The following is a 26,471-nucleotide window of genomic DNA, read 5'->3' on the forward strand; positions in this document are numbered from 1 at the left end:
CTGGGTGGGGGGGGTTGTGTTGTTGGGGGGTGGCCGGGGTGTTGCCCATCCCCCGGCGGGCGCCGCCCCCCCCCCCCCCCCCCCGCTAAATACCGGCGTGCCCGCCGGATGGGCGGACACGACATCGACCGCGTTGGCGGACGCGACACCCAGGCCTGCCAGCAGGCCCAGCAGGACGATCACCGTCGCCGATGCGCGACGCAGACGGGTACCCAGATGCATGAAATCAATCCCCTTCACCAATGCCAAGCGGTATCAAGGCCTCCTGCCTATCAGCATTAACGTCTTTCAAAGTCGATGAACCGTCGCTACTGTGGACGTTAACCGCCCATAAAGCAAAAGCCAGCTATCTCCCAACATCCCCACTTTTCACTTTACCACCAAGCCAACAGAGAACGCACGAAATGCAGAAGCGCGACGGTAGGCCTTAAACAAGAGCTGATCCCATCTTGCCTGGCAGATAGAATGAACACACAACACGTCACGGCCGTTGATCGGCCGATAAGGAGCATGACTATATGACAGGAAACGTCACCGACACCGTCATCACCCTCAACAATGGGGTCAGCATTCCCCAGCTGGGTCTCGGGGTCTTCCAAACACCTGATGGCGAGGCCACCAGCCAGGCCGTCACCTGGGCCCTGCAGGCGGGCTATCGCCATATCGACACCGCCATGATCTACGGCAACGAGCAGTCCGTGGGGGAGGGTCTGCGCCGCTCCGGGGTTGACCGGCGGGATGTTTTCCTGACCACCAAGCTCTGGAATGACGACATCCGTGCGGGGCGGACCAAGGAGGCCTTCAAGGAGAGCCTGGACCGGCTGGGCGTGGACTACCTGGACCTCTACCTGATCCACTGGCCCGCCCAGGGCTGGCAGCAGGCCTGGGAGGACATGGAGGAGCTCTACACCCAGCGACGGGTGCGCGCCATCGGGGTCTGCAACTTCCAGAAGCACCACCTGGACGAGCTGCACACCATCAGCGGCACCAAGCCGGCGGTCGACCAGATCGAGTCCTCGCCCCAGTTCGTCAACGACGACCTGATCGACTACTGCCACGGCACCCTGCGCGTGGATGTGGAGGCCTACAGCCCCCTGGGCGGCACCGGCGGCAGCCTGCTGGCCGACCCCAGGCTCAAGGCCATGGCCGAGCGTTACGACCGCTCCCCGGCGCAGATCGTGCTGCGCTGGCACCTGCAGCGCGGGGTCATCGTCATCCCCAAGTCCACCCACAAGGAGCGGATCGAGCAGAACGCGCAGGTCTTCGACTTCGAGCTGAGCGATGAGGATATGAAGGCCATCACCGCCATGAACAGGGACGAGCGCACCGGCGCGGATCCCGACAACTTCGACTTCTAAGGGATGGTGGTACAGGAGGAGACCCGACCTTGCAGGCGGGGCCTCCTCCTGGGACCCGGCGGAAGCCCCAACCCTTCCACCTGGCCTGGTCTCTATGGTAAAGGATTTGTGACGATTCAGCTAATCGGCATTGCCGCTGATGGCTTCGTCGTCGGCCTCCTGCTCCTGGGGCGAACCTGAGATGTCGCGGTGGATGGACTGCATCTGCACCTCGATGTTCTGCAGGGAGCGGGCGCAGTCCAGCAGGGTCTGCGAATGCTCGGCCAGGCGGGCGTCGGGCAGGTCGGACTTGTAGCGCAGCTGGTGCTCCAGGGAGGCCCAGTAGTCCATGGCAATGGTGCGGAACTGCACCTCGACCGGCGTGTAGTGGGGGCCCGAGGTCAGGAAGACCGGCACGGCGTAGATGACGTGCAGGCTGCGGTAGCCGTTCATCTTGGGGTTGCGGATGTAGTCCTTGACCCTCAGCACCTGGATGTCCGACTGGTCTGAGAGGTAGCGGGAGACCGAATAGACGTCGTCCCGGTAGTTGCAGATGACGCGCACGCCGGCCACGTCGAAGATGTGATCGCGCACCGAGGGAATAGTGACGGGCAGGTTCTTGCGGTGCAGCTTGCCGATCAGGGAGTCCACGCTCTTGAGCCGGCGCTCCATGTGGTGGATGGGGTTGTGGCTGAACCGGACCTGGAATTCCGTGTCCAGCACGTCCAGCTTGGTCGAAATCTCGTACATGGCCCCCTCGTAGGTCTGCATGAGATTGACGAATTCCGTTATCTCGTCGATGTCCAGCTTGGGACGGTCCTTTTCGTCCAAGTCCGACAGTCGCTGCTTCATTTCGGATGCGCTCATGGCACTGTTACGGTCGAGTATCACATGAACCTCCCATGCCGCCGTTCGTAACCATGACTCATGGTACGCACAGGCCCCGATGGCCGCGGGACCCGACCTGCGCATACAATCAGGGCTTATGGAAGCAGGCGAGGGCATGAGCGTGACCGCTCAGCGTAAGGACAGCAGGGGCGTCTACTATGTGCGGACCCTGGGCTGCCAGATGAACGAGCACGATTCCGAGCGGATCGCCGGGGTGCTCCGGGCCCAGGGCTACCAGCAGGCCACGCCCGAGCAGGTCCGCGCGCGCGAGGTGGACGTGATGGTGCTCAACACCTGCGCCGTGCGCGACAACGCCACCCAGCGCATGTACGGGACCATCGGGCGCTGGCACAGGTTCAAGCAGCACAAGCCCGACACGCGCATCGCCGTGGGCGGCTGCATGGCCCAGAAGGACCGGGAGTGGATCGTGAAGGCGGCACCCTGGGTGGATGCGGTCTTCGGCACCAGGGACATCGGCTCGCTGCCCGGGCTTTTGGACAAGGCCCGCAAGGACGGGCGGCCCCAGGTGGGGGTTACGCAGGAGCTGCGGGATCTGCCCGGGCGGTTGCCGGCGGTCAGGGCCTCGCGCTCGCAGGCCTGGGTGTCCATATCGGTCGGCTGCAACAACACCTGCACCTTCTGCATCGTGCCCTCGGTGCGCGGGCGGGAGCGGGACCGTTCCATGGACGACATCCTGCAGGAGGTTGAGGAATGCGTGCGCTCCGGTGCCCGCCAGGTGACCCTGCTGGGGCAGAACGTCAACTCCTACGGCTGGTCCACGGGGGACCGCTACGCCTTCGCCCGGCTCCTGCGCGCCTGCGGCCGGGTGCCTGGATTGGAGCGGATCCGCTTCACCTCGCCCCACCCGGCGGCCTTCACCGACGATGTGATCGCCGCCATGGCCGAGACGCCCACGGTCATGCACCAGCTGCACATGCCCCTGCAGTCGGGCTCCGACCGGATTCTGCGGGCCATGCGGCGCTCCTACCGGTCCCAGCGCTTTTTGGACATACTTGACAAGGTTCGGGCCGCCATGCCCGATGCCCTCATTACCACCGACATCATCGTGGGCTTCCCCGGGGAGACCGAGGAGGACTTCCAGGCCACCATGGACGTGGTGCGTCGGGCGCGCTTCTCGTCGGCCTTTATCTTTGAGTATTCGCCCCGTCCGGGTACGCCGGCCGCACGCATGCCCCAGCTGCCCAAGGCCGTGGTCCAGGACCGGTTCGAGCGGCTGCAGGCCCTGCAGGAGTCCATCACCATGGAGCACATGCAGGACTTTCTGGGCAAAGAGGTGGAGGTGCTGATTGGCGACGGGCACGGTCGGCACGACGGCAGTACCCATCGGGTGACCGGGCATGAGCGCACCGGTGTACTGGTCCACGTCGGTGTGCCCCGGGGGATGCCTGCGCCTAAGCCCGGGGACCTGGTCACCTGCACCGTCACCCAGGCCGGACCCCACTATCTGATCGCTGACCCGGATCCCCGGGCGGGGCAGGTCTATGACATCCGCTGAACCCCGCATCGTTTCCATCGTGGGTCCCACAGCCTCGGGCAAAACCGCCCTGGGCGTGGCCCTGGCACAGGCGCTCCAGGCGCGCGGGCAGGAGGCTCATATCGTTAATGCCGATGCCTACCAGATGTACCGGGGGATGGACGTGGGCACGGCCAAGCCTTCGGCAGGGGAGCGGCAGGCGGTGGTCCACCACCTGATCGACATAATCGAGCCGGAGGAGGCCATGAGCGTGGCCCGCTTCCAGGCCATGGCCCGGTCCCTGATAGCCGACCTGCGGGCGCAGGGAATCCGGCCCATTCTCGTCGGCGGCTCCGGGCTCTATACCCGGGCGGTCATCGACGATCTGTCCTTCCCCGGCACCGACCCGGCGGTCAGGGCCAGGCTGGAGGAGCGGGCACAGCAGGAGGGCCCCGGGCTGCTCTTTCGCCAGCTGCAGGAGCGGGACCCGGAGGCTGCGGCCCGGATGGACCCTCGGAATGTGCGGCGGACCGTGCGGGCTCTGGAGGTCATGGAGATCACCGGACGGCCCTATTCTGCCAGTCTGCCCCGGTACCGCTACCTGCTGCCCGCCCTGCAGCTGGGGTTGGACCTGCCCCGGGAGGAGCTGGATCGCAGAATCGACCAGCGCACCCAGTCCATGCGCGACCAGGGGCTGGTCGATGAGGTGAGCGGGTTGCGCAACCGCCTGGGGACCACGGCCTCACGCGCCCTGGGCTATCAGCAGATTCTGGACTATTTGGACGGCCGCACCGACCTGGATGCCGCCTTCGAGCTGATAGCGCAGAAGACCAAGCGCCTGGCCCGCAAGCAGATGGGCTGGTTCGGCCGGGATCCGCGCATCCACTGGCTGAATGCCCTGGCCCCGGACCTGGCCCAGCAGGCCCTGGACCTGGTGGACCAGGCCGACCAAGGCTGCTTCGACCAGGCGGATGCCCAGGCCGACCAGTCGGACCAGGGGAGGGTGACCAGACACCATCTGGGCGCGCTTTGACTTCAAGTACTTGAAGTTCCTAGGCTGGACGGGTATGACCACCATCACGCAGCCCCAGTCTGAAACCCAGACCGCCCAAACCCAGCCCGACCAGGAATCAGGGCCCTGGTACACCATCCGCCAGGCCTCGCTCATGTCGGGGATGCCGGAGACCACCCTGCGCTATTACGAGACCATCGGCATCATTCCGCCCATCGCCAGGGACCCCTCGAGCGGCCACCGCTGCTACAGCCAGGAGGATCTGGACCTGCTGGAGACCATCTCCTGCCTGAGCGCCACGGGCATGTCCCTGGAGCACATGCGGGAGTATCTGGGCAACCGCGCTGGGGGAGCCCAGGCCGCCGGACGGCAGATCGAACTCCTGGACGAGCAGGGACGGCGGCTGGACCAGCGGATGGCCGACCTGCGGGCGAGGAAGCGCTATGTGCAGCTCAAAATACAATACTGGGGGCACGTCCGCGACCACGACCAGGCCGGGGCGACAGAACTGATCAACCAGAGTGCCCGGATCATCGAGGCCGCCAAACGCAGCGGCAACGAGCGGCTGGCAGGCTGAGGCTGTCGGGCTGAGGCTGTCGGCTCAGTGGGCTGGGCCCTGGTCCCAACCGGCGATCAAAAATATTCTGGTTGGGTTGACCGGGCGGACCATGCCCGCGATCAGGGCCTGCAGGTCGTCGGTGTCGCCCCGGAGCGCCCGCTGGAGGGCCCGGCGGTGGGCGGTCGGATCAGCCCGTCCCCAGTCCAGGTCCCATCCTGCATCGTGGGAGAGGCGTGAGAGGAAGATGCGCAGGGTCATGCCGTCGCAGTCGGCAAAGGGATGCAGGTAGGAGAGCTCGTCATAGTAATGGGCCAGGTGCTCCACGAAGACCGGACGGTCCAGGCTGGCCAGGTTGCGTTCGGCCGCCAGCTCCTGGCCGATGGCTGCCGCTCCCTGCTCCAGCATGGCCGCCGGGTACAGGTTGGTGTTGTCGTTTGGTTGAGGTCGGCGGAGCGCTCGCTCTTCCGGCAGGGCGGGCAGCAGCCGGCGGTGGATGGCCTGCAGCTCTGCAAGATCTCCTTCGGTCGCCCAAGGCCGCTGACAGACCAGGATGGTCCGCAGAAAGAGTGCATCCGTCAGGGTTTCCACCTTGGCCTCAAAATGTCGGCCCTGGTCGGCCAGTGCCTCGGCCTGCCTTCTGCCCGCCATAAAGTCGTTGGCTGCCTGAATACCCGAAGGACCGGGCCGACGGTCATCCAGAAGCAGGTTGCGCAGGGCGAAGGCTACGGCGCTCTGACGTTCGGCTGGTGTCATGCCAACGATGCTAGCCCTGGCGGCCCCCGTCTGAAAGAGTTGTGCACACTGACCCGTCGGGCCTGATGCAGACCGGGGTTCTGGGTAGGCTGAAAGGGTTATGACACGTAAGCAGCAAGCAGACGCACGCGGTCGCGGCCGGACCGCATCCAAGGAAAGCCAAGACCCGGAACCCTTCTGGCACAAGGCCTTGCTGGCCCTGCCCCGGAGCTTTGGATCCCTGGTGCGTGCCGTGGCCGGCAAAAACGGTGACAACTCCGCCTACCGCAAGGACGGGCTCTGCTTCGTACTGGTCATTCTGGCCGTGCTCTTCTGCGCCAGTGAATGGTTCCGCGTGAACGGCTTCCTGGGACGGGGGCTGCACGCCCTGGCTGCGGGCGTTCTGGGGCTGTGCAGCATCATCCTGCCGGTGGTCCTGCTCTTCGCGGCCTTCCGGCTGGTCTGCTACACCGGGCGTGAGGCCGGTAATCTGCCCGTGGTGGGTGGTCTTATGGTGGTGCTCTGGTCGGTCTGCTCCATTCTTGACGTGCTCATGGCCTCGGATTATCGCGGCTTCGACATGAGGGCCATCAGCGACTCAGGCGGCCTTCTGGGGTTCTTCCTGGGTTCGCCCCTGGCTTGGGGGCTATCCAAGGTCTTCGCCGTCATCATCTTCGTCCTCGTGGCCATTTTCGGTCTCTCCATCACCTTCAGATTCCATATGAGCGACCTGGTTGCCTTGCTGCGCGGCAGGAGGACCCGTGCCTCCGGCTCGGCTCCGGCACAGACCTCCCCCAACGAGGTCAGGCTGGGGGATGAAACCCTGCCTCTGGCGCCTGGCGTGCCCACCCACCAGGAGACGGATCAGGAGGATGCCAAGGACTCTGGAAGAGGCGGCGTGGCCGGCTGGTTCAGTCGCTTGCTGCATGGCCGCATCGGCAAGGACACGGACACCCATCTTGAGCGTTACGAGGCTGACGAGCCCTTCTCCCAGGCGGCCTCGCTGGAGAGGGCTAACCAAGCTGACCAGGGTGATCAGGTGCCCACGCAGAACATGCCCGCGGTGGAGGCCCCGGCCACGGCCGCCCTCCTGGATGCCAGGGAGCAGGCGCACCCCAAGGTGGATCCGGCCGCCCTGTCCGGCGTGGGGGCCTCGGATCCCTGGGCCGCTGCCGCCGCTGCGGCCGACACCGTGCAGATGGATGCCCAGCCCGCTCAGGCCTCAGGGAACCAGGCGGCCGGAGCCCAGGGTGCGGGAGCTCAGGCTGCAGAAGCGTCAGGTTCCTCCGATGACCGCCAGGTGGACGAGAGCCGGCCCTATGTGCTGCCCAGCACGGACCTGCTGGTCAAGGGCAAGCCCCACGCGGTCAGGACCTCGGCCAACGACGCGGTCATCAAGGCCCTGCAATCGACCTTCCAGCAGTTCGACGTGGATGCCAAGGTGGTCGGCTTCCTGCGCGGCCCCTCCGTCACCCAATACGAGGTGGAGCTGGGACCGGGCGTCAAGGTGGAGAAGGTCACCAACCTTCAGCGCAACATCGCCTACGCGGTGGCCAGCTCGGACGTGCGCATCCTGTCGCCCATTCCCGGCAAGTCGGCCATCGGCATCGAGATTCCCAACGTGGACCGCGAGATCGTCCACCTGGGCGACGTGCTGCGCTCCGACAAGGCCCAGCAGGACGACAACCCCATGATGACCGCCGTGGGCAAGGACGTGGAAGGCCACTATGTGACCGCCGACCTGACCAAGATGCCCCACCTGCTGGTGGCCGGCGCCACAGGTTCGGGCAAGTCCAGCTTCATCAACTCCATGCTGGTTTCGCTGATCATGCGGGCCACGCCGGAACAGGTCCGCCTGATCATGGTGGACCCCAAGCGTGTGGAGCTGAGCGCCTACGCCGGCATTCCCCACCTGCTCACGCCCATCATCACCGAACCCAAGAAGGCCGCCCAGGCCCTGGAATGGGTGGTCAAGGAGATGGACTCCCGCTACGACGACCTGCAGTTCTTCGGATTCCGGCACATCAAAGACTTCAACAAGGCTGTCCGCGAGGGCAAGGTCCACGCCCCCGCCGGCTCCAACCGCAAGGTGGCCCCGTACCCCTACCTGGTCGTGGTGGTCGACGAGATGGCCGACCTGATGATGGTGGCCAAGAACGACGTGGAGAGCTCCATTCAGCGGATCACCCAGCTGGCGCGTGCCGCCGGCGTCCACCTGGTCCTGGCCACCCAGCGACCCTCGGTGGATGTGGTCACCGGCCTGATCAAGGCCAATATTCCCTCCAGGCTGGCCTTCGCCACATCCTCCTCAACGGATTCCCGGGTCATTCTGGATGCCACCGGCGCCGAGACCCTGATCGGCCAGGGCGACGCCCTCTTCCTGCCCATGGGCCAGGCCAAACCCACCCGCGTCCAGGGCGCCTGGGTCTCCGAGTCCGAGATCCGCAAGGCGGTGGATTATGTGCGCACCCAGCGCAAGCCCCACTACCGTGAGGACATCGAGCAGATGGCCGACAAGGCCGACCACAAGAACGAGATCCAGGAGGAGATCGGCGACGACATGGACGAGCTGCTCCAGGCGGCCGAGCTGGTGGTGACCACCCAGTTCGGATCCACCTCCATGCTCCAGCGCAAGCTGCGTGTGGGCTTCGCCAGGGCAGGGAGGCTGATGGACCTGCTGGAGTCGAGGGGAATTGTGGGGCCGTCGGAGGGTTCCAAGGCCCGCGAGGTGCTCATCCAGCCGCCGCAGCTGCAGCAGGCCCTGGCCTTCATCCGAGGCGACGCCACCTCCATGGATCCCGCCCCGGATGAGCAAGCGCAGGGCTGAACATCGGCCCAAAAAGCTGGGCCTGGTCTACCGTTATGATGAAACTGCCGCCCGGCATCTCTTGTTGGACGGCCCGAGCGCACGAGTATCGCGTATAAGGAGTGGCAATGCAGGAGCATGCCGAGTCAGAGACCGGTCGTGAGAGGCGCAGACTTCTCGAAGGATGGAATTCACCCCCAAACCTGGTCACCTACACCCGTATCCTCCTGGTCCTGGTCTTCATCGCCCTGGATCTGATGGCCGGTCCCTGGGGCGAACGCAGGCCTGGCATGCGTTGGACCGCCGCCGTGCTCTTCGTCCTCGCCGCCTCGACCGATAAGCTGGACGGGTGGCTGGCCCGCCGGTACAACCAGGTGACCGAGCTGGGCAAACTCATGGACCCCATCGCCGACAAGCTGTTGATCTGTTCGGCGCTGATTGTGGCCTCCGTCTTCGGCGAGCTCTGGTGGTGGGTCACTGTGCTCTTCCTGGTGCGGGAACTTGGCATCACCCTGCTGCGGGTCCTGGTCATCAACAAGCAGGGCCGGGTCATCGCCGCCTCCCAGGCTGGCAAGTACAAGACCTTGTTTGAGTGCATCGGCCTGGGCATGCTCATGGTGCCCCTGTCGACGGTCTGGCCCTGGTACCTGGTGGCCACCCGCGTGGTCATCCTGGTGGCCCTGGCCCTCTGCCTCTACTCGGGAGCGGAATACGTGATGGGGATGCGGCGATGATCGGCAAGAGCGTGCAGGGCCGTTGCGACGACTTGGCTGGACGGATCATCGACACCTGCCGTGATTCGGGCCTGTCCCTGGCCGCCGCCGAATCGCTGACCGGGGGGCTGTTGGCCGATGCCTTCGTCAGGATCCCCGGGGCCTCAGACGTCTTTCTTGGATCGGCCGTCACCTACGACATCGCTGCCAAGGCCGCCATCCTCAAGGTGGATCAGGACCTGCTGGCCACCCAGGGCGCGGTCCATCCACGGGTCGCCCAGGAGATGGCCGAGGGCACGGCCAGGCTCTACACCAGGCCGGGGCACGAGGACACGGTCATCGGCATGGCCACTACCGGTGTGGCCGGTCCGGGCCCTGACGGGGACGATCCTGCCGGGCTGGTCTACATCGGTCTGGCCCTGCCTGTTCGTGTGCTGGGTCGACGTATAGAGACCGGCCTTCAGTCCCATGCCTACCGCACCTATGCCTATGAGCTGCATCTGGACGGCGATCGCGAACAGGTGCGCCGGGGTACGGTCATGCGGATTCTGGACCAGCTGGATCGGGCCCTGCACTCGCTCGGCTGACGGCCTGATGCGGTGAGTCGCTTCTACTAACCGCTGTCGGCCTTGCGCATACGTGACCTTGGTCACAAAGCAGGCCTTTCGGGTTCCTCCCCTGGAATAATCCAGCGGCCTGTCTGTTGGTCACTGTGTAAGAAGTTGAACACGATAATGGCGAAAGGGGCTGCTATGGCCAGCACCGAGACCGTGATGACTCGAACCAACGATACCTATGATGTCAAGCCGGCCGCACCCGGAGTGGAGCGCAACGCGCGGGTTCGTGATCTGACTCCCGCCCAGCGTCGTGCCGTCGTCTTCGCCCAGCAGCAGGTGATCCGTGCCAAGGCCGCCAAGAAGGCCAAGGAGGAGCGCCAGGCCAACCTGAACAAGATGTGGATGGAGGAGGACGGCATGGAAGCCAGCCGTCAGCGGGCAGCCTCCAACAACGACGGCCGGGCCGTCACCCATACCGTCTCCCTGCGCGAGGCCCTGGGCCACGTGCTGCGCGAGCTGAGGACCAACGATCACAAGACCCTGCGTGAGGTCAGCGAGAAGGCCGGTGTGTCCCTGGGCTACCTGTCCGAGGTGGAACGCGGCCAGAAGGAGGCCAGCTCCGAACTGCTGAGCTCCATCGCCGACGCGCTGGGCCTGGGTGTGCCGCAGACCCTGCGGATGGTGGCGGACTACCTGGAGTCCACTCAGGAGTAAGTATGTCAGGTTCCGCCGGTTGAATCGGCGGACCGTTCTTGAGGGCGTCCGGTTCTAAGGAACCAGGCGCCCTCTTCTGCTGACTGTCGGTTGCTACCGTAGAAGGGGTGTGACAGGGTGGGTCTTGGACGAAAGGTGATGTCGGGTGCGTGAACGGGAATTCTGGCAGCTGCTGGAGGAGGTCTTCGGCCGGGTCTACGGACGCAGTCTGGCCCGTGACCAGAGGCTGACCGCCCTGGATGCCATGACCGTAATAGAGGCCCTGGATGCGGGTGTGGAGCCGCGCGTGGTCTGGAATGTGCTCTGCGATCAGATGGAGATTCCCGACTCCCGGCGCTGGGGGAAGGACCACAATGCGCCGCCCCTGCCGGCAGCCTGATCGGCGGGTTTTATTCTCCGCGAATTTATTGCCCATTCCAGGTGATTTTCGAACATTTGTTCGCATAGTCGGGTATACTGATACCTATGGTCCGGTGACCATCGGCACGTTCGACCACATCGGGCGCCGAGACCGTAGACGGGTTCCGACGGCGGATAGGCTGTCAATCGTGAGGTCGTCAATCAGGATGTCGTCATCGTGAGGTCGGTTACTAAGAAGGAGAGCCATATGGCACGTCAGAGCAACAGTGGCAAGGCAAAGAAGGAAGAGGAGGGCGGGATCGACCCCCGTCGCCAGGCAGCCTTGAACACGGCCCTCGCGCAGGTGGAGAAGAGCTTCGGCAAGGGTTCGGCCATGCGTCTGGGTGACAAGCCCGCCCAGGACGTGGAGGTCATTCCCACCGGTTCCCTGGCCTTGGACATGGCCCTGGGCATCGGCGGACTGCCCCGCGGCCGCATCGTCGAGATCTACGGTCCCGAATCCTCGGGCAAGACCACCCTGGCCCTGCATGCGGTGGCCAATGCACAGGCCGGTGGTGGAGTGGCTGCCTTCATCGATGCTGAGCACGCTCTGGATCCCGAGTACGCCAAGAAACTGGGCGTGGACACGGACTCCCTGATCGTCTCCCAGCCGGACAACGGCGAGCAGGCGCTGGAGATCGCCGATATGCTGATCAGGTCGGGTGCCCTGGATGTCATCGTCATCGACTCGGTGGCCGCCCTGGTGCCCAAGGCCGAGATCGAGGGTGACATGGGCGACAGCCACGTGGGTCTGCAGGCCCGTCTGATGAGCCAGGCCCTGCGCAAGATGACCGGTGCCCTGTCCCAGGCCAACACTACGGCCATCTTCATCAACCAGCTCAGGGAGAAGATCGGCGTCTTCTTCGGCAGCCCGGAGACCACCACCGGCGGCAAGGCCCTGAAATTCTACGCCTCGGTCCGCTTGGACATCCGCCGTATCCAGACCCTGAAGAACGGCGACGAGGCGGTGGGCAATCGCACCAAGGTCAAGGTGGTCAAGAACAAGATGGCTCCGCCCTTTAAGGTGGCCGAATTCGACATTCTCTACGGGGAGGGCATCTCCAAGGAGGGTTCGGTTCTGGACATGGCTCTGCAGACCAACATCGTCAAGAAGTCGGGCTCCTGGTTCACCTACGAGGGCGATCAGCTGGGTCAGGGCAGGGAGAACGTCCGTCAGTTCCTCAAGGACAACCCCGGCCTGACCAAGGAGATCGAGGACAAGGTCAAGGTTGCCTTCGGCCTTATTCCTGCTCCCTCCGAGGACGACAAGGCCGATCAGGCTGAAGCTGGCCAAGACAGCAAGGAAGACGACTCGGCTCCTGTAGATATCGACAGCACTGTGCCCACGGCCCAGGCTGCATGACCCGATGATCTCGGCCGAGGACTTCCTCAAGGAAAATCCGGTCCGACTGGCGCAGACCGAGGATCCTGCCGACTCCATCACAGAATCGGTCGATTCCCGGTCGGACCGGTTCCAGGCAGAACCTGCTGGTGCGTCTGCTCCAGCCAACTCGAGAGGGTCAGTGAGTATTGGAACGGCTTTTGATTCCGCTACTGATTCGCGGTCTGCCTCAGACTCTCCGCATACCTTAACCTCTCTGCCAACTACGGATGTTCGCCCAGCTGCTATCCAGAAGGATGGCAGCTACAAGGAAGACAGCCGCCCGGTGCAGGCCGCTGCCCTGGGTCTGGGACATGGCGCTCGGTTCGGAGGCAGTCTGGAAGATATTGACAGTCATGCCAATGCTGATATGGGTGAGGATTCCCTGGCAGGTTGCCATTCCCATGGTCGCCGTTCTGCCCGGGGTTCCGACAGAAGGACCCGCCGCCGTGGCCGTCGTCCACGTGCTGGCGGCTTTGGCGGAGGTTCCGCGCCTGCAGCCCCTCGAGCGGATGCGGATGATGCGGATGCTTGCCGGGAGGCTGCCCTGACCTTGCTGGATGCAGCGGCCCGTTCGAGTGGAGCCCTGGCCCGTCGTCTGGTCGACAAGGGGTTTGACACGAACGTGGTCGATCAGGTGATCGATCGGTTGTCCAAGCTGGGCCTGGTAGATGACCAGGCCTATGCCCAGGATCTGCTGCGTTCCTGCCTGCATCGCACCATGGGGGAGCGCGGCGTGCTCTCAGAGATGACCCGTAAGGGACTGGATCCGGGACTGGCTGCACAGGTAGTGGCCCAAGCCTCTCGTGAGGGACTCTTTGTCGACTCCGCCTACGAGCTCGGTCGCAAGGTGGCCCGGAAGACAGCCGGACTTGATCTCAAGGTGCGCAAACGGCGATTCTGGAGTGCTGGATCCCGCAAAGGCCATAGTCCAGGCCTCCTCAACCAGGTGGCAGCAGACCTTTTCGTCTCTGACGACCCTCTCGATTGAGGTATCTCGTGGATGTATTGGTTTTCACGATGAAAAAAGCACGGCAATATGCGGCTATGGCCATGTTACCGAACTGCTCTAGCTGGAGGTACGCACTATTCGGAGCACTCCAGTCGGCATAGGCGAACCATGAATCAAGACCTTTGGTCCCGCTTTCACATAGAGCGGCTAGTCTGGATGTAACGGGCTGCCGCGGTTGTTTAAGTCTGTCAGAAGGTGGAGGTGTCGGATGCTCGATAAGAGTGAACTTCTGCAGGAGAATGCAGCACTTGTCGCCCTGCTGAGAACCGTCGACAAATCGCATGACACCTGGAGCTCCATCGCTGAAAAGGTTGTACGCCAGGGTAGCGCTATTCAAGTCTTTGAACATGAGCTTGACCCGCAGCATCATCGGCTGGATGACCCCGATGAGGATGATGAGTATGATGACCGCACTCAGATGATGTTGTTGGGAGAGGATGACGTACCGGTTACCACGCAACGTCGTGTGCAGCTCTTGCAGGCCCACGAAGAGGCTGAAACTCTGGTTCGGAACTGGGAAAAGCAGGGTTTGGATATGGTGTCGGTCCTTGACGAACGGTATCCGTTGAGTCTGCGCGAGGTTGTCGATATGCCTCCGTTCCTGTTTTCCAAGGGTCGTTTCCTCAGCCCCGATCAACAGGATATGGGTGTCAGCGTGGTGGGTTCGCGCAATGCAGGACCGGAGGCTTTGCATTTCGCTTCTGATGTGGCAACGATGCTGGTGAGCAAAGGCCTGACCGTTATCGCCGGCTTGGCTTTGGGAGTAGATGCTGAAGCCCATCATCGTGCCCTGCAGGAGCATGGCCGTACGGTAGCTTTCATCGGTACGGGCATAGGGAAGTACTACCCCGCAAAAAATCGTCATCTTCAGGAGCTCATCGAACATAACGGCCAAGTGTTTTCGCAGTTCTGGCCCTGGCAGGGGCCCACGAAGTGGACCTTTCCTGCACGTAATGCCACTATGAGCGGCTACGGTATCGCTACCGTCATCGTTGAAGCGCATGAATATTCCGGCACCCGTGTTCAGGCTCGGCAGGCCCAGCATCATGGCCGGCCGATCATAATTCGTGACGCCGTGGTTGACCATACTGAATGGGGCAAGCGTCTGGTCGACAAGCCCAACGTCTACGTCGTATCCAATGTGGATGAGGTGGCTAGCGCCATCAACTCGATACAAGAGGTCAATAGTGACCTGCAAGACGCGATAAACAGCATAGTTGCCCAAGCCAGCGCTTATGCCAATAGTGGCGGTGTGGGGTGATTAACATGGATAACCAGAAAATCAGACTTGATCAATTGCTGCGGGGGAAAGCTGGCAGCTATTTAAAGCCTGTCGTTTACCATTCAAAACATGATAACGTATGTGCAACCTGCGGTGGTTTCAAACAAAGTCAATACGATAAGTGCTGGTCCTGCAATCAGACCTTGCATGAAGCACAAAGGCGAGGATGTCAGACTCAGTTAGCCGACTGCATAGCCTGTGGTTTTTATGCTGTTGAAGAATGGGGACAGACTTACAAAGTCATCCACGATTACAAAGAGCAATTGCCCTCTGCCGAGGAGCACCGAACAATCGTCGCGTCCATACTTGCTCTGCATATCCTTGGGCACTTTTCTTGCATAGGTGAGCAGGTGAACTCGCCGGTAACAGCGTGGGCTGTGATTCCATCGACGAAGAATTCAAAACGATATGGCCAGGAGCACCCCCTCCATCAGTTGGTGGCAGGGTTGATTCCTTTCATGCCTGAAGTGACGTTGCGGGCCAACAAGGCCAAGACCCGTAGTCTGGATGGAAAAGCCTTCTCGATTGCCAGCTTTGTAGAAGCAAGCTGCTTACGCCACGTGCTTCTGATTGATGACTCATGGGTGACGGGAAGCACAGCGCAATCAGCCAGTATTTGCCTCAAAGAGGCAGGCGCTTCTCGCATATCAATCTACTGCGTGACTCGCATTGCCAAAGCATCCTTCATCAATTCGCTTGATCCTGGTTTGCTTAGAGACTTCAGTAATGGCGATCACTATACAAAGGGATGGTGTCCGTGGAAGAGATGCGTTGAGTATCGACTTTCAAGTGATGCTTGATTGAAGATACCGCCTGAATTTTAGCTTCAAAACGGAATACTCGATAGCCGCTTTCCAATGATTGCAAGCATCAAAGCAGCTGAGGGGAAGAAAATGAGACCTCTCATATACCCCGGGTTCTGTCATCGACCGGATGAAAATCCGGAAGACGGATGGCCATCCATCTCGACCTGACGTCGCCGCCAGGCTCTAGCGGCCTACCCGAAGGCGGGACGAGCAGCCCCTGAATGCCTTCTGCTTGGCCTTGCTCCCGATGAGGCTTGCCATGCGGTCGGCGTTACCGTCGACCCGGTGGTCTCTTACACCGCCGTTTCACCCTTGCCCGCCTTTACCAGGCGAGCGGTCTGTTCTCTGTTGCGCTATCTCTCAGGTCGCCCTGGGCGGACGTTATCCGCCATCGTGCTCTGTGGAGCCCGGAAGTTCCTCAGCCCTTCCCAGGAGGAGGGACCGCGGCCATCCGAGAGGTCTCGGGGATACAGCATAGCGGAACTGAACGACCGAACCAGCGGTCATGATCCCGCTCTGGCCGCAAGCTCAATCAGTGAGTCAGCCCTGCTCTTCGGATACAATCGGAAGCACAGTCGATGGTGACCAAGTCCGCCATCGCACAAGCGGTTCATCCGCTCACGAGTGCAAGGAGATTCCCATGGAGATCGTCATTACCGGTCGACATACCCAAATCAAGCAGCGGTTCCGCGACGTTGTGGACAGCAAGATGAACAGGGTGACGGCCATCGCCCCCGATGCCCAGCGCATCCAGGTCGTTCTGACACATGAAGGCAATCCCCGCCAGGCTGACAGTGCCAAGAGGGTGGAGCTCACGGTCCAGGCCGGCAAGACCGTAATCCGCGCCGAGGCTTCCAGCGCCGACGAGTTCAGTGCACTGGATATGGCCTTGGACAAGTTGACCCAGCGTCTGCGCCGGGTCCGCGACCGCCGCAAGGACCACCGCCGTGGACTGGAGCATCCGCCCCTGCCCGCCGATTTGCCCGTGGATGAGCAGGCAGGCGATGAGGGCGATCAGGGCCAGGAGTCCAACCCGGACAACAGCGCCCAGAGCGCCGTGGCTTCGGACCTGGCACCGGGTCAGTCGGTCGAAGTGCAGGTGGGAGACACCCCCATCGTCATCCGCCGCAAGCTGCACATCGCAGAGCCCATGAGCATCGACGAGGCACTCTACGAGATGGAGCTGATCGGCCACGACTTCTTCCTCTTCGTCAACAAGGAGACCCAGCGGCCGTCGGTGGTCTACCGTCGGCACGGTTGGAGCTACGGCGTCTTCGAGATCGATACGCCTGAGCATGTGGGCCAGAAGAAGTAACAGTAAAACGGATATTGAACTGCGGGGCGATTCCCCGGCGGCAGGTTGGCCTGGCCTCCGGAGGATTGCCCTCTTCAATGCCCGGTCCGGCTGCCAAGGCCGCAGCCGGGTTTGCGGAACCATCGGTTTCGAGAAAATCGGTGCATTCGCGTAAGATAATCAAGGTCTGGGCCTACGTCAGCTGAGGGCGTGCTAGGGCCATAAAAGAACGGTAGGGAGCGCAACGTGGTAGCAGTCTTGGACAAGGTCCTCCGTATGGGCGAGGGTCGTCAGATTCGCAAGCTTCAGGGGGTGGCCAAGGCGACCAACGCCTTCGAGGATCAGATCTCGGCCATGAGCGACGAGGAACTCAAGGGTCAGACGCCTAAGTTCAAGCAGCGACTTGAGAACGGCGAATCTCTCGATTCCCTGATGCCAGAGGCCTTTGCCACGGTTCGCGAGGTTTCCAAGCGCACCCTGGGCCAGCGGCACTTTGACGTCCAGCTGATGGGCGGCGCGGCCCTGCACTGGGGCAACATCGCCGAGATGAAGACCGGCGAGGGCAAGACCCTGGTGGCCACCCTGCCCAGCTATCTGAATGCCCTGGAGGGCAAGGGCGTGCATGTGGTCACGGTCAACGACTACCTGGCCTCCTACCAGAGCGAGCTCATGGGGCGCATCTTCCGCTTCCTGGGCATGAGCGTGGGCTGCATCATTACCGACCAGCGCCCCGCCGAGCGCCGCAAGCAGTACCAGGCGGACATCACCTACGGCACCAACAACGAATTCGGCTTCGACTACCTGCGCGACAACATGGCCTGGGACAAGGACGAGCTGGTCCAGCGTGGCCACCACTTCGCCATCGTGGACGAGGTGGACTCCATCCTGATCGACGAGGCACGAACTCCTCTGATCATCTCCGGACCCGCCGAGGGCGACGTGACCCGATGGTACCGGCAGTTCGCCAAGCTGGTCCCCAGGCTCACCAGGGATGAGGACTATGAGGTCGACGAGAAGAAGAAGGTCGTTGGCATCCTGGACCCCGGCATCACCAAGGTGGAGGACTACCTGGGCATCGACAACCTCTACGAGCCCGCCAACACCGCCCTGATCGGATATCTGAACAACGCCATCAAGGCCAAGGAGCTCTTCCTGCGCGACCGCGACTATGTGGTCCAGAACGGTGAGGTCCTGATCGTGGACGAGCATACCGGCCGTCTGCTCAAGGGCCGCCGCTACAACGAGGGCCTTCACCAGGCCATCGAGGCCAAGGAGGGCGTGGAGGTCAAGGCCGAGAACCAGACCTTCGCCACCATCACCCTGCAGAATTACTTCCGCATGTATGACAAGCTGGCGGGAATGACCGGAACGGCCGAGACCGAGGCCGCCGAGTTCATGAACACCTACAAGTTGGGCGTGCTGCCCATTCCCACCAACAAGCCCATGATCCGCAAGGATCAGCCGGATCTGATCTACCGCACCAAGAAGGAGAAGCTGACCGCCATCGTCCGTGATGTGGCCAAGCGGCATGCCAAGGGCCAGCCCATCCTGCTGGGCACCGCCTCGGTGGAGTCCTCCGAGGTGGTCTCCTCCCTGCTGGACGTGGCCGGCATCGACCACCAGGTCCTCAACGCCAAGCAGCATGCGCGCGAGGCAGCGGTCGTGGCCGTGGCAGGGCGCAAGGGGGCCGTGACCGTGGCCACCAACATGGCAGGGCGTGGCACCGACATCATGCTGGGCGGGAACGTGGAGTTCCTTGCCGATCAGAAGCTCAAGGAGCAGGGTTACTCCTCCGACGACACCCCTGAGGAGTATGAGAAGCGCTGGCCCGAGATGCTGGACTCAGTCAAGGAGCAGGTCAAGGACGAGCACGAGGAGGTCGTCAAGCTGGGAGGCCTGTACGTACTGGGCACCGAGCGGCACGAATCCCGCCGTATCGACAACCAGTTGCGCGGCCGTTCAGGCCGTCAGGGCGATCCCGGCGAGTCCAGGTTCTACCTGAGCCTGGAGGACGACCTGATGCGTCTGTTCAATTCTCAGCTGGTGGCTCGGATGATGTCCTCCAAGAGCATGCCGGAGGGGGAGCCCATCGAGTCCAAGACCGTCACCAAGGGCGTGCGCAACGCACAGAAGTCCGTCGAATCCCGCAACTATGAGATTCGCAAGAACGTGTTGAAGTACGACGACGTGATGAACAAGCAGCGTCAGGTCATCTACGGTGAGCGTCAGGCGGTGCTCAAGGGCGAGGACATCCACAAGGACATCCTCCGCTTCATCAGCGAGACCATCACCTCATACATCCGTGGTGCGCAGAAGGGCTCGGACAAGCCCGAGGACTGGGATGCCGACGAACTCTGGAAGGCGCTGGCCTCCGTCTACCCGGTCAGTCTCGACCAGGATGAGACCATGGACTCCCTGGAGGGCTTGAAGGGCGACAAGGCCGTCAAGGCTCTGGCGGACAAGTTGGTGGAGGATGCCGATTCCATCTACCAGCAGCGTGAGGACGAGCTGGGCGAGAAGGGCTCCAGGCAGCTGGAGCGCCAGGTGGTCCTCTCCGTCCTGGACAGCAAGTGGCGTGAGCACCTCTACGAGATGGACTACCTGAAGGACGGCATCGGCCTGCGCGGCATGGGTCAGCGTGACCCCCTGGTCGAGTACCAGCGCGAGGGCTACCAGATGTACAACTCCATGATCGACGCCATCAAGGAGCAGACCGTGCAGCTGCTCTTCAACGTGGACCTCAAGCAGATCGCGGCCAGCCAGGAGAACGAGCGGCGCGCTCGCGAGGAGCGTAAGGAGAACGAGGAGAGCCAGTCCGAGCCGGTCAACTACCAGGCGCCTGAAGAGCCTGATGCCGAGGACGAGACCACCGACATCGACGAGACTGCCGAGGAGCATGACGAGGGTGCTCCGGCTGGCAGCATCCAGGAGGATTCAGAGGAGGATGCCTCTGAGGATGCCGCTGACGAGGGTGCTCCGGCCCCGGTCGGGCCTGCCCCTATCAGCCATGCCGAGGGCAAGGTCCCTGCCAACAAGAGGCCCAAGGCCGTAGAGGATCACTCGCCTTGGTCTGATGGCCGCACCTTCCCGGGCACGCCCCGCAACGCCCCCTGCCCCTGTGGTTCCGGACGCAAGTACAAGATGTGCCACGGCCAGAACGAGAAGAAATGACAGGTTCGCATAATCACTAGCGGCTTCTGCAGATAAGGTTGCCGATACATTTAGGGTTGCCGATCTGACTGACGGCCATCGCTCACAAGGGCGGTGGCCGTTTCCATATATTGGATTGCCTACTTTCATATATTGGTAGCAAAGTGACCAGAATATGGGATTGTCTTGTGCAAGGGAGGGGCAGGGCAGTAAACCTAGAGCAAACAGCGGGGCATCCAGCCCCGCTTCTTCAAAGGAAAAGAGTCATCATGCGGCCACTTAGCTGGAAATCCGTCCTGAACTCCTTGGTGTCCGGTCGGCACCTGAGCGCGGATGAGGCCGAGTGGTGCATGAATGATTTGATGGACGGGCATGCCGACCCTGTCCAGGTGGGAGCCGCCCTGTCCATGCAGTCCGCCCTGGGACTGACCAGCCCGGAGGTCGAGGGGGCTGCCAAGGCCATGGTGGGCCATGCGGTGCCGCTGAAGGTCAGCGGCGACGTGACCGACATCGTCGGCACCGGCGGCGATGGGGCAGCGACGGTCAACCTGTCTACCATGGGTGCCATCGTGGCTGCGGCTGCGGGGGTCAGGATCGTCAAGCACGGCAACCGGGCCGCATCCAGCAAGAGCGGCACTGCCGACTGTCTGGAACAGCTGGGTCTTCCCCTGGATCTGCCGCCCAAGGAGGTGGCTGCCATGGAGGATCGCTACGGCATCACCTTCGTCTTCGCCAAGACCTTCCACCCCGCCATGCGGTTTGCAGGTCCTGTCCGCTCGTCGCTGGGCATTCCGACCGTCTTCAACCTGCTGGGACCTCTGACCAACCCGGTCAACCCGCGCTATGTGGCCATAGGATGCGCCCAGCGCCAACTGAGCCCCATGATGGCCCAGGTCTATGCCTCTCGCGGTCAGGAGGGCATGGTCTACACCTCGGTCGAAGGCCTTGACGAGATGGCCCCGACCGGCCCGGTCTCCATCTGGGAGATCCACCAGGGCAAGGTGGAGGAGCGAACCTTCGACCCGACTAGCGAACTGGGGCTCGACCCGGTCAATCCGGAAGACCTACGCGGTGGCGATCCCGCCTTCAACGCCAGCGTCGTCAGGGACTTCCTGGCCGGCAAGTCGGTTCCTTCGCGTTCCACGGCCCTGCTCAATGCGGCCTCGGCCATCGTGGCCGACGGCACACAGATCGATGCCGGTCCCGAGGCCGACCTGAGCGTGCGGTTTGCCCAGGCCTACCAACTGGCTACCCAGGTTGTGGACCAGGGGAGGGCGGCCGACCTGCTGGCAGCCTGGATCCACGGAGCCCAGGAAGCGCAGTCCCGCTGCCGGCAAGAGGAACGGACACGCCGTCCTGTCCTGGTCTAGGTTCGCGGCTGCACAACCTGTTCGGACCCCGCTGGCTGATGTTTCTGCCAGTGGGGTCCGAACGTATTGGCGGCCTGGATATGGCGGCACTCGGCATTATCGCCGGTAGTGCCGTTCGTCGTCATCGAAGAGCCCGCTTGAATCGTCGCGGAAGTTCTTCCGGTCGATGATCAGTCCTGCGATGCCTATCAGCAGGAGCAGTCCCGCCAGCAGGCCGGTCAAGCCGGACCAGCGGGGGATCAATATGGTCAGGAAGAAGCAGATCAGGCCCAGCACCGTCATGATCATGAAGGCCGCATGCCTTCTGCCCAGGTTGCTCAGATCGGGGTTGGGTGGCACAAAGTTCGACGACTGGTCCATGACCTCGTCGGTGTCCAGCCAGCTGCTGCCTTGGAAATCGCGTGGTCCGGAGCCGCCGACGAAGGAGTCGCGCTTCAGGTCCTCGGCCCTCAGCGCCGCCTTCTTCTCGGACTTTCGGGCCTTCTTTTCGAACTCCTTGGCCGTCCTGGACGATTCCAGGGAACCCAGCTCGTCAGCGTGCGAATTCAGGAAGTCCGCCCACTCCTCGTCCCCCTGTGAGGGCCCGGTTCCCGCCTCGCTGTTATACTGATTCCCGGCGTCGTTATGCTTGTGCTCGGTCATAGAACCATCGTAACCTCGGCCGCACGCATTCGCTACCAAGGAGTCTCTGTGCTGTACTGGTTCTTCGTCAAACTGCTCGGTCCGTTGGCGCGTACCTGGTTCAAACCGACCGTTGAAGGCACGGGGAACATTCCCAAGCAGGGGGCTGCCATCATCGCCTCCAACCATCTGGCCGTCATCGACGACGCCCTCCTGCCCATCACCTGCCCCAGGATGATCCACTTCATGGGCAAGGCCGAATACTTCAACGGCAAGGGGATAAAGGGCAAGTTCAAGAAGTGGTGGTTCAGCTCGGTCGGAGTCTTCCCCGTCGACAGGTCGGGCGGCTCCAAGTCGCTGGGAGCCATGGAAACGGCACGTTCCATCCTTGAACACGGGCATATCTTCGGCATCCATCCGGAGGGTACGCGCAGCCCGGACGGCAGACTTTACCGTGGACACACCGGGGCGGCGCGGCTGGCCTTCGAGACCGGAACGACAGTGGTGCCCACCGCCATCATCGGCACCCGGCAGCTTCAGGAGCCCGGCCATGTGCTTCCGCATAAGGGCAGGACCAAGGTCATCTTCGGCAAGCCCATCAACGTGCCCTACGTGCCGGTCAACAGCCTCACCCACGAGGAGATCCGCAACCTGACCGACCGCATCATGCAGGAGATTCAGGAGATGAGCGGACAGCGCTACGTGGATGTGTATGCCCAGGTCATCAAGGCGCACGAGAACAAGGAAGAACTGGGCTGACGACTTCAGACCACAGTCAGGGTCACGACGGCCGGTGAACCGTCATCATTGACCACCTTGACCTGGGTGCCGGGGTTGGGGTCCTGGATTCGCACCGTGTGGGTCAGATTGCCCAGTGGCGCGGAGATGTTGACCTTGAGCCCGTATCCCTGCAGGATCTGTGTGGCCTCATCCTGGCTCTTGCCTTTCACGTCGGGCATGCTGATGAATTGCGGCCCCTTGGAGACCACCACGTTGACCGCATCGCCCCAGTGCAGCTGTTCCTGGGCCTGGTGGGAGGCGGAGATCACCTGGTTGCGGGGCACCGTGTCTGACCAGTCCTCGCTGTAGTTGACCTTGAGCCGGAGGGCTTCCAAGGCCGCCTTGGCATCATCCCTGGCCTTGCCGATGATGTCGGGCATGGCCACCGGCATCCGCCCCTTGGACAGGACCAGACTGACCTTGGTATCATGCCGGGTCCTGGTTCCCGGGGCCGGTTCCACCGAAATCGCCGCTCCCTCGGGAATATCCATGGAGTACTGGTCCTTGGAGGAGTCATGGTCGATCTTGTCGAACCCGGCCGCCTTCAGGGCTTGCAGGGGGTCCTTGCCGTTGGAGGTGTCCGGCATGAGGATGTCCTTGGGCACCGTGGCCTGGCGAATCCCCTTGGAGACGGTCAGGTTGAGACTGCCGCCCCGCTTGCTGATATGGGCTCCGACGGTATCGGGATCCGCGGCCATGATGGCCCCTTTGGGCACCTGGTCGCTGAAGTCGTAGTCGGTGTCGACATCGATGCCTGCGACCTTGAGTGTGCTGGCGTACCTGGCGTAGTCGGCGCCGATGACCTTGCACTCCTGATTCTCGGGGCAGGAGATGTCGTCCGGCTTGGGAAGGGCGACATAGCTGCCCGGACCCAGGTAGTACCACCAGGCGCCACCGCCGCCTCCTGCCAGGGCCAGCACCAGCAGAACCACCAGCGCGATGATCAGGCCCCTATGCCGGTGCTTGGGTTTGGCCGTTTCGGCACCTTGCTGCATGGTCTGGACGGAAGCCGGAACGAGGCCTGTATCGGCGGGGGATGCTGTCGGGTCCTGAGGCTGCAGGACGGTTGTGGTTTCTGCCCGTGAGGGGGTGTCCACGTCGTTGAGCCGATAGCGCCTGGTCGCTGCGTCCGCATCATCGGTTTCGGGCGGGGCGGGCACATTCAGGACCGTGTCCGAATCCTCCGGTTCGGTTGCTGCAGCGATGGTCTGTGTGGCTGCGTCTTCGGCATCGTCGCTGGGTGCCGTGGCTGCCTGCCTTGGCGGTTCGGTCATCTCAGGGTTGGCGGACCCGGGCTGTCCGCTGGCTGCGGCTGCCGCGGTCGCTGTGGCTGTTGCAGGCAGCACGTAGTCCATGGCCTGCCGGTCCAGTCCCCTGACCACCTTCCTCAGGCTCTCCAGGGCCTTGCCTGCGTCGTCCGGGCGGTTTTCCGGTGAGCGGTCGGTCAGCCCGGTGACCAATGCGGCCACGGATGGGTCGATTCCCGGGCAGGCCTGGGCCAGGGAGGGGACGTCCTCGTGGACGTGCTTGAAGACGATGGTCACCGGGTTGTCGCTGGCGAAGGGGACCGTGCCGGTCAGCATCTCGTAGGCGATGATGCCCACGGCATAGAGGTCGCTCTGGGGTGAGGCCTCATTGTTCTCGATGGTTTCGGGGGCCAGGTAGGCGGCCGTGCCCATAAGCATGCCCGTGGAGGACAGGGTGGCCTGGGCGGCGGCGCGGGCCAGGCCGAAGTCGGTTATCTCCACATGGCCGCGGTCGTTGATGAGGATGTTTTCCGGCTTGATGTCGCGGTGGATGACGCCGGCTCGGTGGGCGGAGGCCAGGCCGTCCAGTATTTCGCCCACGATCCGCAGGGTCTCCTTCAGGGGATAGACGCCCTGCCGGGCCATGTCCCGCCGCAGGCTGATGCCGTGGACATACTCCATGACCAGGTAGTCCAGCCCCTGATCGACGCCGGTGTCGTAGACCTGGACGATGTGGGGGTTGGCGATGGCGGCCGCCGACCTGGCCTCCCGGCGGAAACGCTCCTCGAACTGGGCCCTGTGCGGGCCCTGGGCCAGCATGGTGTGCATGATCTTGACCGCCACATGCCTGGACAGCCGCAGATCCAGAGCCTCGTAGACCGTGGCCATGCCACCTTGCGCAATCTCGCGCAGAATGCGGTAGCGCCCGTCTATGATCCGGTCGCTGGTCCTCTCGTCCGCTTCACTCATGCTCGTCTTGTCCGGCCCTCTGCACCTCGGAGGCCTGACCGGCCTCGGCATCAATGGAAGATACACGTTCATGATACCCGGCGGTGGTGGCAAGCGGCAGGAAGCGTCTGCAGGCCTTGAGGAAGATGGCTCGGCCCTCTGTCGACAGCTGCAGACCATCGGCCAGGGCCTGGGCTCGGGCCTGGGCTCGGGAGGACAGACCGGCAATGCGTCGACGACTGGCTTCCACGGCCCCGCAGGAGCGCATCAGGTCACGGACCATATCCACCTGGGCATCCTTGCGGCGTTCGGTCGGGGAACCGTAGAGTCGGCGGACCTCCTTGGCCTGACTAGGGCCGGCCATGGCCAGGGTGTCGGCCAGGAGGACGGTCCGCTTGCCCTCACGGATGTCGCCTCCCACAGGTTTGCCGGTGTGGCGGTCGTCGCCTGCCACATCCAGCAGATCGTCCTCCAGCTGGAAGGCCAGACCCAGATCCAGGCCCAGGGCGCGTACCGAATCTTTGTGCCCTTCCAGGTCCGTTCCGGCAGCCAGCAGGCCCAGGGCCAGGGGGGCCATGGTGGTGTAGGAGGCGGTCTTCCAGGCCATGGTGTGCAGGGCCTGACTGCGCAGGCGTTTCGGATCGTCCAGTGGAGCCTCTTCCATACCCATGTCCAGGATCTGGCCGGTGACCACGGCCGTCTGCATGGCTTGAAAGGCTCTGCCGATGGCCGATTCCTGAGGCAGGCCGGCAGCCGCCTGGAGGGCCATGGTTGTGCTCAGTGATGCCAGCAGGTCGCCAAGGAGGATGCCCAGGCCGGTGCCACGGGCATCGGGGCCTGCGGGGAGACGGTCGCTTGGATCGTTTCCGGCGGCCGACCGGCTCAGGGCCAGATGGGCGGCAGGACGGCCCCGACGACGGGGGGAGCCGTCGATGATGTCGTCGTGGACCAGGGCGCTGGTCTGATAGACCTCCAAGGCGCAGGCAAGGTCCACTGCCGCCTGTTCACGGTCCGGATTCTGCTCGGATTCCAGAGCCCGCCAGACATCGCAGAGCAGGAGGGCGCGCAGTCGTTTGCCGCCACGGCCTGCCTCGATTGCCTGGTGGATGACCTCCTGCAAAGCCCCCTGTGAGGGGTTCTGATCCAGGGGATGGTCAGGTCCGGGCTCTGGAGCAGTCAGGTGGTCGCATTGACTCCGGAGCAGTTCCTCCATGCGTTGTTCGACCCGTGCTGCAGTCACGCTCTTCATGTCTTAGAGCCTATCCGCATATCTGCCCAGCAGGCAGGCTGCAAGGCCCCTGGTGGATGGGTGACCCCACTTGACCACATGATCGGCTGTGGCCTTCCTAACGGTTCCAGCTGGTTCAGGATGGTGCCCAGGCTCCCCGG

21 protein-coding genes, 1 other RNA gene and 2 pseudogenes are annotated in these 26,471 nt (G+C 63.1%); 18 read left to right on the forward strand and 6 right to left on the reverse strand.

Annotated elements, in window-relative coordinates; translation table 11 throughout:
* Positions 1–518: 518 nt before the first annotated feature.
* A complete protein-coding gene (locus H3V04_RS01430) occupies positions 519–1,358 on the forward strand; it encodes an aldo/keto reductase (RefSeq protein WP_198186981.1) in 840 nt (279 codons plus the stop codon).
* 120 nt (positions 1,359–1,478) lie between these two features.
* Here H3V04_RS01430 and H3V04_RS01435 read toward each other — a convergent pair whose 3' ends face one another.
* Positions 1,479–2,189: a GTP pyrophosphokinase family protein gene (locus tag H3V04_RS01435; RefSeq protein ID WP_045924161.1), complete on the reverse strand. Its 711-nt coding sequence runs from the start codon at positions 2,187–2,189 to the stop codon at positions 1,479–1,481.
* Between the two features lie 133 nt (positions 2,190–2,322).
* Between H3V04_RS01435 and miaB the strand changes: the two genes are divergently transcribed.
* Genes miaB through H3V04_RS01450 form a run of 3 tightly spaced genes read left to right on the forward strand, consistent with a single transcriptional unit; the run spans position 2,323 to position 5,288 of the window.
* Positions 2,323–3,741 carry a tRNA (N6-isopentenyl adenosine(37)-C2)-methylthiotransferase MiaB gene (gene miaB, locus H3V04_RS01440; protein ID WP_232342407.1) on the forward strand — a complete coding sequence of 473 codons (1,419 nt, stop codon included), beginning with the start codon at positions 2,323–2,325 and terminating at the stop codon, positions 3,739–3,741.
* Entirely contained in the window at positions 3,728–4,732 is a 1,005-nt protein-coding gene (miaA, locus tag H3V04_RS01445; RefSeq protein ID WP_198186983.1) for a tRNA (adenosine(37)-N6)-dimethylallyltransferase MiaA, read from the forward strand. The genes miaB and miaA overlap by 14 nt, the downstream gene beginning before the upstream one ends.
* A 34-nt stretch (positions 4,733–4,766) precedes the next feature.
* The gene (locus tag H3V04_RS01450; protein ID WP_198186984.1) at positions 4,767–5,288 is read left to right on the forward strand and encodes a MerR family transcriptional regulator; all 522 of its coding nucleotides are present in this window, start codon (positions 4,767–4,769) and stop codon (positions 5,286–5,288) included.
* A gap of 24 nt (positions 5,289–5,312) precedes the next feature.
* Here the strand turns inward: H3V04_RS01450 and H3V04_RS01455 are convergent, their stop codons facing one another.
* Complete coding sequence (locus H3V04_RS01455; protein ID WP_198186985.1) at positions 5,313–6,023, reverse strand: Fic family protein; 711 nt, start codon at positions 6,021–6,023, stop codon at positions 5,313–5,315.
* A 100-nt stretch (positions 6,024–6,123) separates the two neighbouring features.
* Between H3V04_RS01455 and H3V04_RS01460 the strand changes: the two genes are divergently transcribed.
* The 9 genes from H3V04_RS01460 to H3V04_RS01500 all read left to right on the forward strand — a co-directional run bounded on the left by H3V04_RS01460 (position 6,124) and on the right by H3V04_RS01500 (position 15,666).
* Complete coding sequence (locus H3V04_RS01460) at positions 6,124–8,829, forward strand: DNA translocase FtsK (protein WP_198186986.1); 2,706 nt, start codon at positions 6,124–6,126, stop codon at positions 8,827–8,829.
* A gap of 107 nt (positions 8,830–8,936) precedes the next feature.
* Positions 8,937–9,542, forward strand: coding sequence for a CDP-diacylglycerol--glycerol-3-phosphate 3-phosphatidyltransferase (gene pgsA / locus H3V04_RS01465; protein ID WP_198176588.1), 606 nt, complete (start codon positions 8,937–8,939; stop codon positions 9,540–9,542).
* Complete coding sequence (locus tag H3V04_RS01470) at positions 9,539–10,108, forward strand: CinA family protein (protein ID WP_198186987.1); 570 nt, start codon at positions 9,539–9,541, stop codon at positions 10,106–10,108. Before pgsA ends, H3V04_RS01470 begins: the two co-directional genes overlap by 4 nt.
* Before the next feature lie 165 nt (positions 10,109–10,273).
* Positions 10,274–10,792 (forward strand): helix-turn-helix domain-containing protein, encoded by a 519-nt coding sequence (locus tag H3V04_RS01475; RefSeq protein ID WP_372338668.1) that lies wholly within the window; start codon positions 10,274–10,276, stop codon positions 10,790–10,792.
* A gap of 145 nt (positions 10,793–10,937) precedes the next feature.
* On the forward strand, positions 10,938–11,171 hold the full coding sequence (locus H3V04_RS01480) for a DUF3046 domain-containing protein (protein ID WP_024627845.1): 234 nt from the start codon (positions 10,938–10,940) through the stop codon (positions 11,169–11,171).
* A gap of 228 nt (positions 11,172–11,399) precedes the next feature.
* Complete coding sequence (gene recA / locus H3V04_RS01485; protein WP_198179180.1) at positions 11,400–12,554, forward strand: recombinase RecA; 1,155 nt, start codon at positions 11,400–11,402, stop codon at positions 12,552–12,554.
* A gap of 4 nt (positions 12,555–12,558) precedes the next feature.
* On the forward strand, positions 12,559–13,563 hold the full coding sequence (locus H3V04_RS01490) for a regulatory protein RecX (protein ID WP_232342409.1): 1,005 nt from the start codon (positions 12,559–12,561) through the stop codon (positions 13,561–13,563).
* Positions 13,564–13,792: 229 nt separating this feature from the next.
* Positions 13,793–14,845, forward strand: a complete 1,053-nt coding sequence (locus tag H3V04_RS01495; protein ID WP_198179184.1) for a DNA-processing protein DprA — start codon at positions 13,793–13,795, stop codon at positions 14,843–14,845.
* Between the two features lie 5 nt (positions 14,846–14,850).
* On the forward strand, positions 14,851–15,666 hold the full coding sequence (locus H3V04_RS01500; RefSeq protein WP_198179186.1) for a hypothetical protein: 816 nt from the start codon (positions 14,851–14,853) through the stop codon (positions 15,664–15,666).
* Positions 15,667–15,757: 91 nt separating this feature from the next.
* On the opposite strand, the gene rnpB is transcribed toward H3V04_RS01500, so the two are convergent.
* An RNA gene (gene rnpB / locus H3V04_RS01505) (RNase P RNA component class A) lies at positions 15,758–16,135 on the reverse strand.
* A 177-nt stretch (positions 16,136–16,312) separates the two neighbouring features.
* Here rnpB and hpf point away from each other — a divergent pair.
* The 4 genes and pseudogenes from hpf (at position 16,313) to trpD (ending at position 21,486) form a co-directional block, all read left to right on the forward strand.
* Entirely contained in the window at positions 16,313–16,987 is a 675-nt protein-coding gene (hpf, locus tag H3V04_RS01510) for a ribosome hibernation-promoting factor, HPF/YfiA family (protein ID WP_198179188.1), read from the forward strand.
* 225 nt (positions 16,988–17,212) lie between these two features.
* Positions 17,213–19,721: pseudogene (gene secA / locus H3V04_RS01515) on the forward strand (preprotein translocase subunit SecA); the annotation flags it as partial.
* A gap of 230 nt (positions 19,722–19,951) precedes the next feature.
* A pseudogene (locus tag H3V04_RS10495) lies at positions 19,952–20,137 on the forward strand (SEC-C metal-binding domain-containing protein); the annotation flags it as partial.
* Positions 20,138–20,385: 248 nt separating this feature from the next.
* Positions 20,386–21,486, forward strand: coding sequence for an anthranilate phosphoribosyltransferase (trpD, locus tag H3V04_RS01520; protein WP_198179197.1), 1,101 nt, complete (start codon positions 20,386–20,388; stop codon positions 21,484–21,486).
* A 96-nt stretch (positions 21,487–21,582) separates the two neighbouring features.
* Here the strand turns inward: trpD and H3V04_RS01525 are convergent, their stop codons facing one another.
* Positions 21,583–22,128, reverse strand: a complete 546-nt coding sequence (locus tag H3V04_RS01525) for a hypothetical protein (RefSeq protein ID WP_198179199.1) — start codon at positions 22,126–22,128, stop codon at positions 21,583–21,585.
* Between the two features lie 48 nt (positions 22,129–22,176).
* Between H3V04_RS01525 and H3V04_RS01530 the strand changes: the two genes are divergently transcribed.
* Complete coding sequence (locus H3V04_RS01530; RefSeq protein WP_198186988.1) at positions 22,177–22,866, forward strand: lysophospholipid acyltransferase family protein; 690 nt, start codon at positions 22,177–22,179, stop codon at positions 22,864–22,866.
* 5 nt (positions 22,867–22,871) lie between these two features.
* Here H3V04_RS01530 and H3V04_RS01535 read toward each other — a convergent pair whose 3' ends face one another.
* The gene (locus H3V04_RS01535) at positions 22,872–25,103 is read right to left on the reverse strand and encodes a Stk1 family PASTA domain-containing Ser/Thr kinase (RefSeq protein WP_198179203.1); all 2,232 of its coding nucleotides are present in this window, start codon (positions 25,101–25,103) and stop codon (positions 22,872–22,874) included.
* The gene (locus tag H3V04_RS01540; protein ID WP_198179205.1) at positions 25,096–26,331 is read right to left on the reverse strand and encodes a polyprenyl synthetase family protein; all 1,236 of its coding nucleotides are present in this window, start codon (positions 26,329–26,331) and stop codon (positions 25,096–25,098) included. Before H3V04_RS01540 ends, H3V04_RS01535 begins: the two co-directional genes overlap by 8 nt.
* Between the last annotated feature and the right edge of the window lie 140 nt (positions 26,332–26,471).

Source organism: Bifidobacterium sp. M0353 (genome assembly GCF_016100645.1).
GTDB lineage: Bacteria > Actinomycetota > Actinomycetes > Actinomycetales > Bifidobacteriaceae > Bombiscardovia > Bombiscardovia choladohabitans.

Coding starts and splice junctions, on each gene's coding strand:
- H3V04_RS01460 (WP_198186986.1), top strand. CDS start 6,124: ATGACACGTAAGCAGCAAGCAGACGCACGCGGTCGCGGCCGGACCGCA.
- H3V04_RS01540 (WP_198179205.1), bottom strand. CDS start 26,331: ATGAAGAGCGTGACTGCAGCACGGGTCGAACAACGCATGGAGGAACTG.
- H3V04_RS01490 (WP_232342409.1), top strand. CDS start 12,559: ATGATCTCGGCCGAGGACTTCCTCAAGGAAAATCCGGTCCGACTGGCG.
- H3V04_RS01475 (WP_372338668.1), top strand. CDS start 10,274: ATGGCCAGCACCGAGACCGTGATGACTCGAACCAACGATACCTATGAT.
- miaA (WP_198186983.1), top strand. CDS start 3,728: ATGACATCCGCTGAACCCCGCATCGTTTCCATCGTGGGTCCCACAGCC.
- trpD (WP_198179197.1), top strand. CDS start 20,386: ATGCGGCCACTTAGCTGGAAATCCGTCCTGAACTCCTTGGTGTCCGGT.
- H3V04_RS01535 (WP_198179203.1), bottom strand. CDS start 25,103: ATGAGTGAAGCGGACGAGAGGACCAGCGACCGGATCATAGACGGGCGC.
- H3V04_RS01525 (WP_198179199.1), bottom strand. CDS start 22,128: ATGACCGAGCACAAGCATAACGACGCCGGGAATCAGTATAACAGCGAG.
- H3V04_RS01450 (WP_198186984.1), top strand. CDS start 4,767: ATGACCACCATCACGCAGCCCCAGTCTGAAACCCAGACCGCCCAAACC.
- H3V04_RS01495 (WP_198179184.1), top strand. CDS start 13,793: ATGCTCGATAAGAGTGAACTTCTGCAGGAGAATGCAGCACTTGTCGCC.
- H3V04_RS01455 (WP_198186985.1), bottom strand. CDS start 6,023: ATGACACCAGCCGAACGTCAGAGCGCCGTAGCCTTCGCCCTGCGCAAC.
- H3V04_RS01500 (WP_198179186.1), top strand. CDS start 14,851: ATGGATAACCAGAAAATCAGACTTGATCAATTGCTGCGGGGGAAAGCT.
- H3V04_RS01430 (WP_198186981.1), top strand. CDS start 519: ATGACAGGAAACGTCACCGACACCGTCATCACCCTCAACAATGGGGTC.
- H3V04_RS01435 (WP_045924161.1), bottom strand. CDS start 2,189: ATGAAGCAGCGACTGTCGGACTTGGACGAAAAGGACCGTCCCAAGCTG.
- hpf (WP_198179188.1), top strand. CDS start 16,313: ATGGAGATCGTCATTACCGGTCGACATACCCAAATCAAGCAGCGGTTC.
- pgsA (WP_198176588.1), top strand. CDS start 8,937: ATGCAGGAGCATGCCGAGTCAGAGACCGGTCGTGAGAGGCGCAGACTT.
- miaB (WP_232342407.1), top strand. CDS start 2,323: ATGGAAGCAGGCGAGGGCATGAGCGTGACCGCTCAGCGTAAGGACAGC.
- H3V04_RS01470 (WP_198186987.1), top strand. CDS start 9,539: ATGATCGGCAAGAGCGTGCAGGGCCGTTGCGACGACTTGGCTGGACGG.
- recA (WP_198179180.1), top strand. CDS start 11,400: ATGGCACGTCAGAGCAACAGTGGCAAGGCAAAGAAGGAAGAGGAGGGC.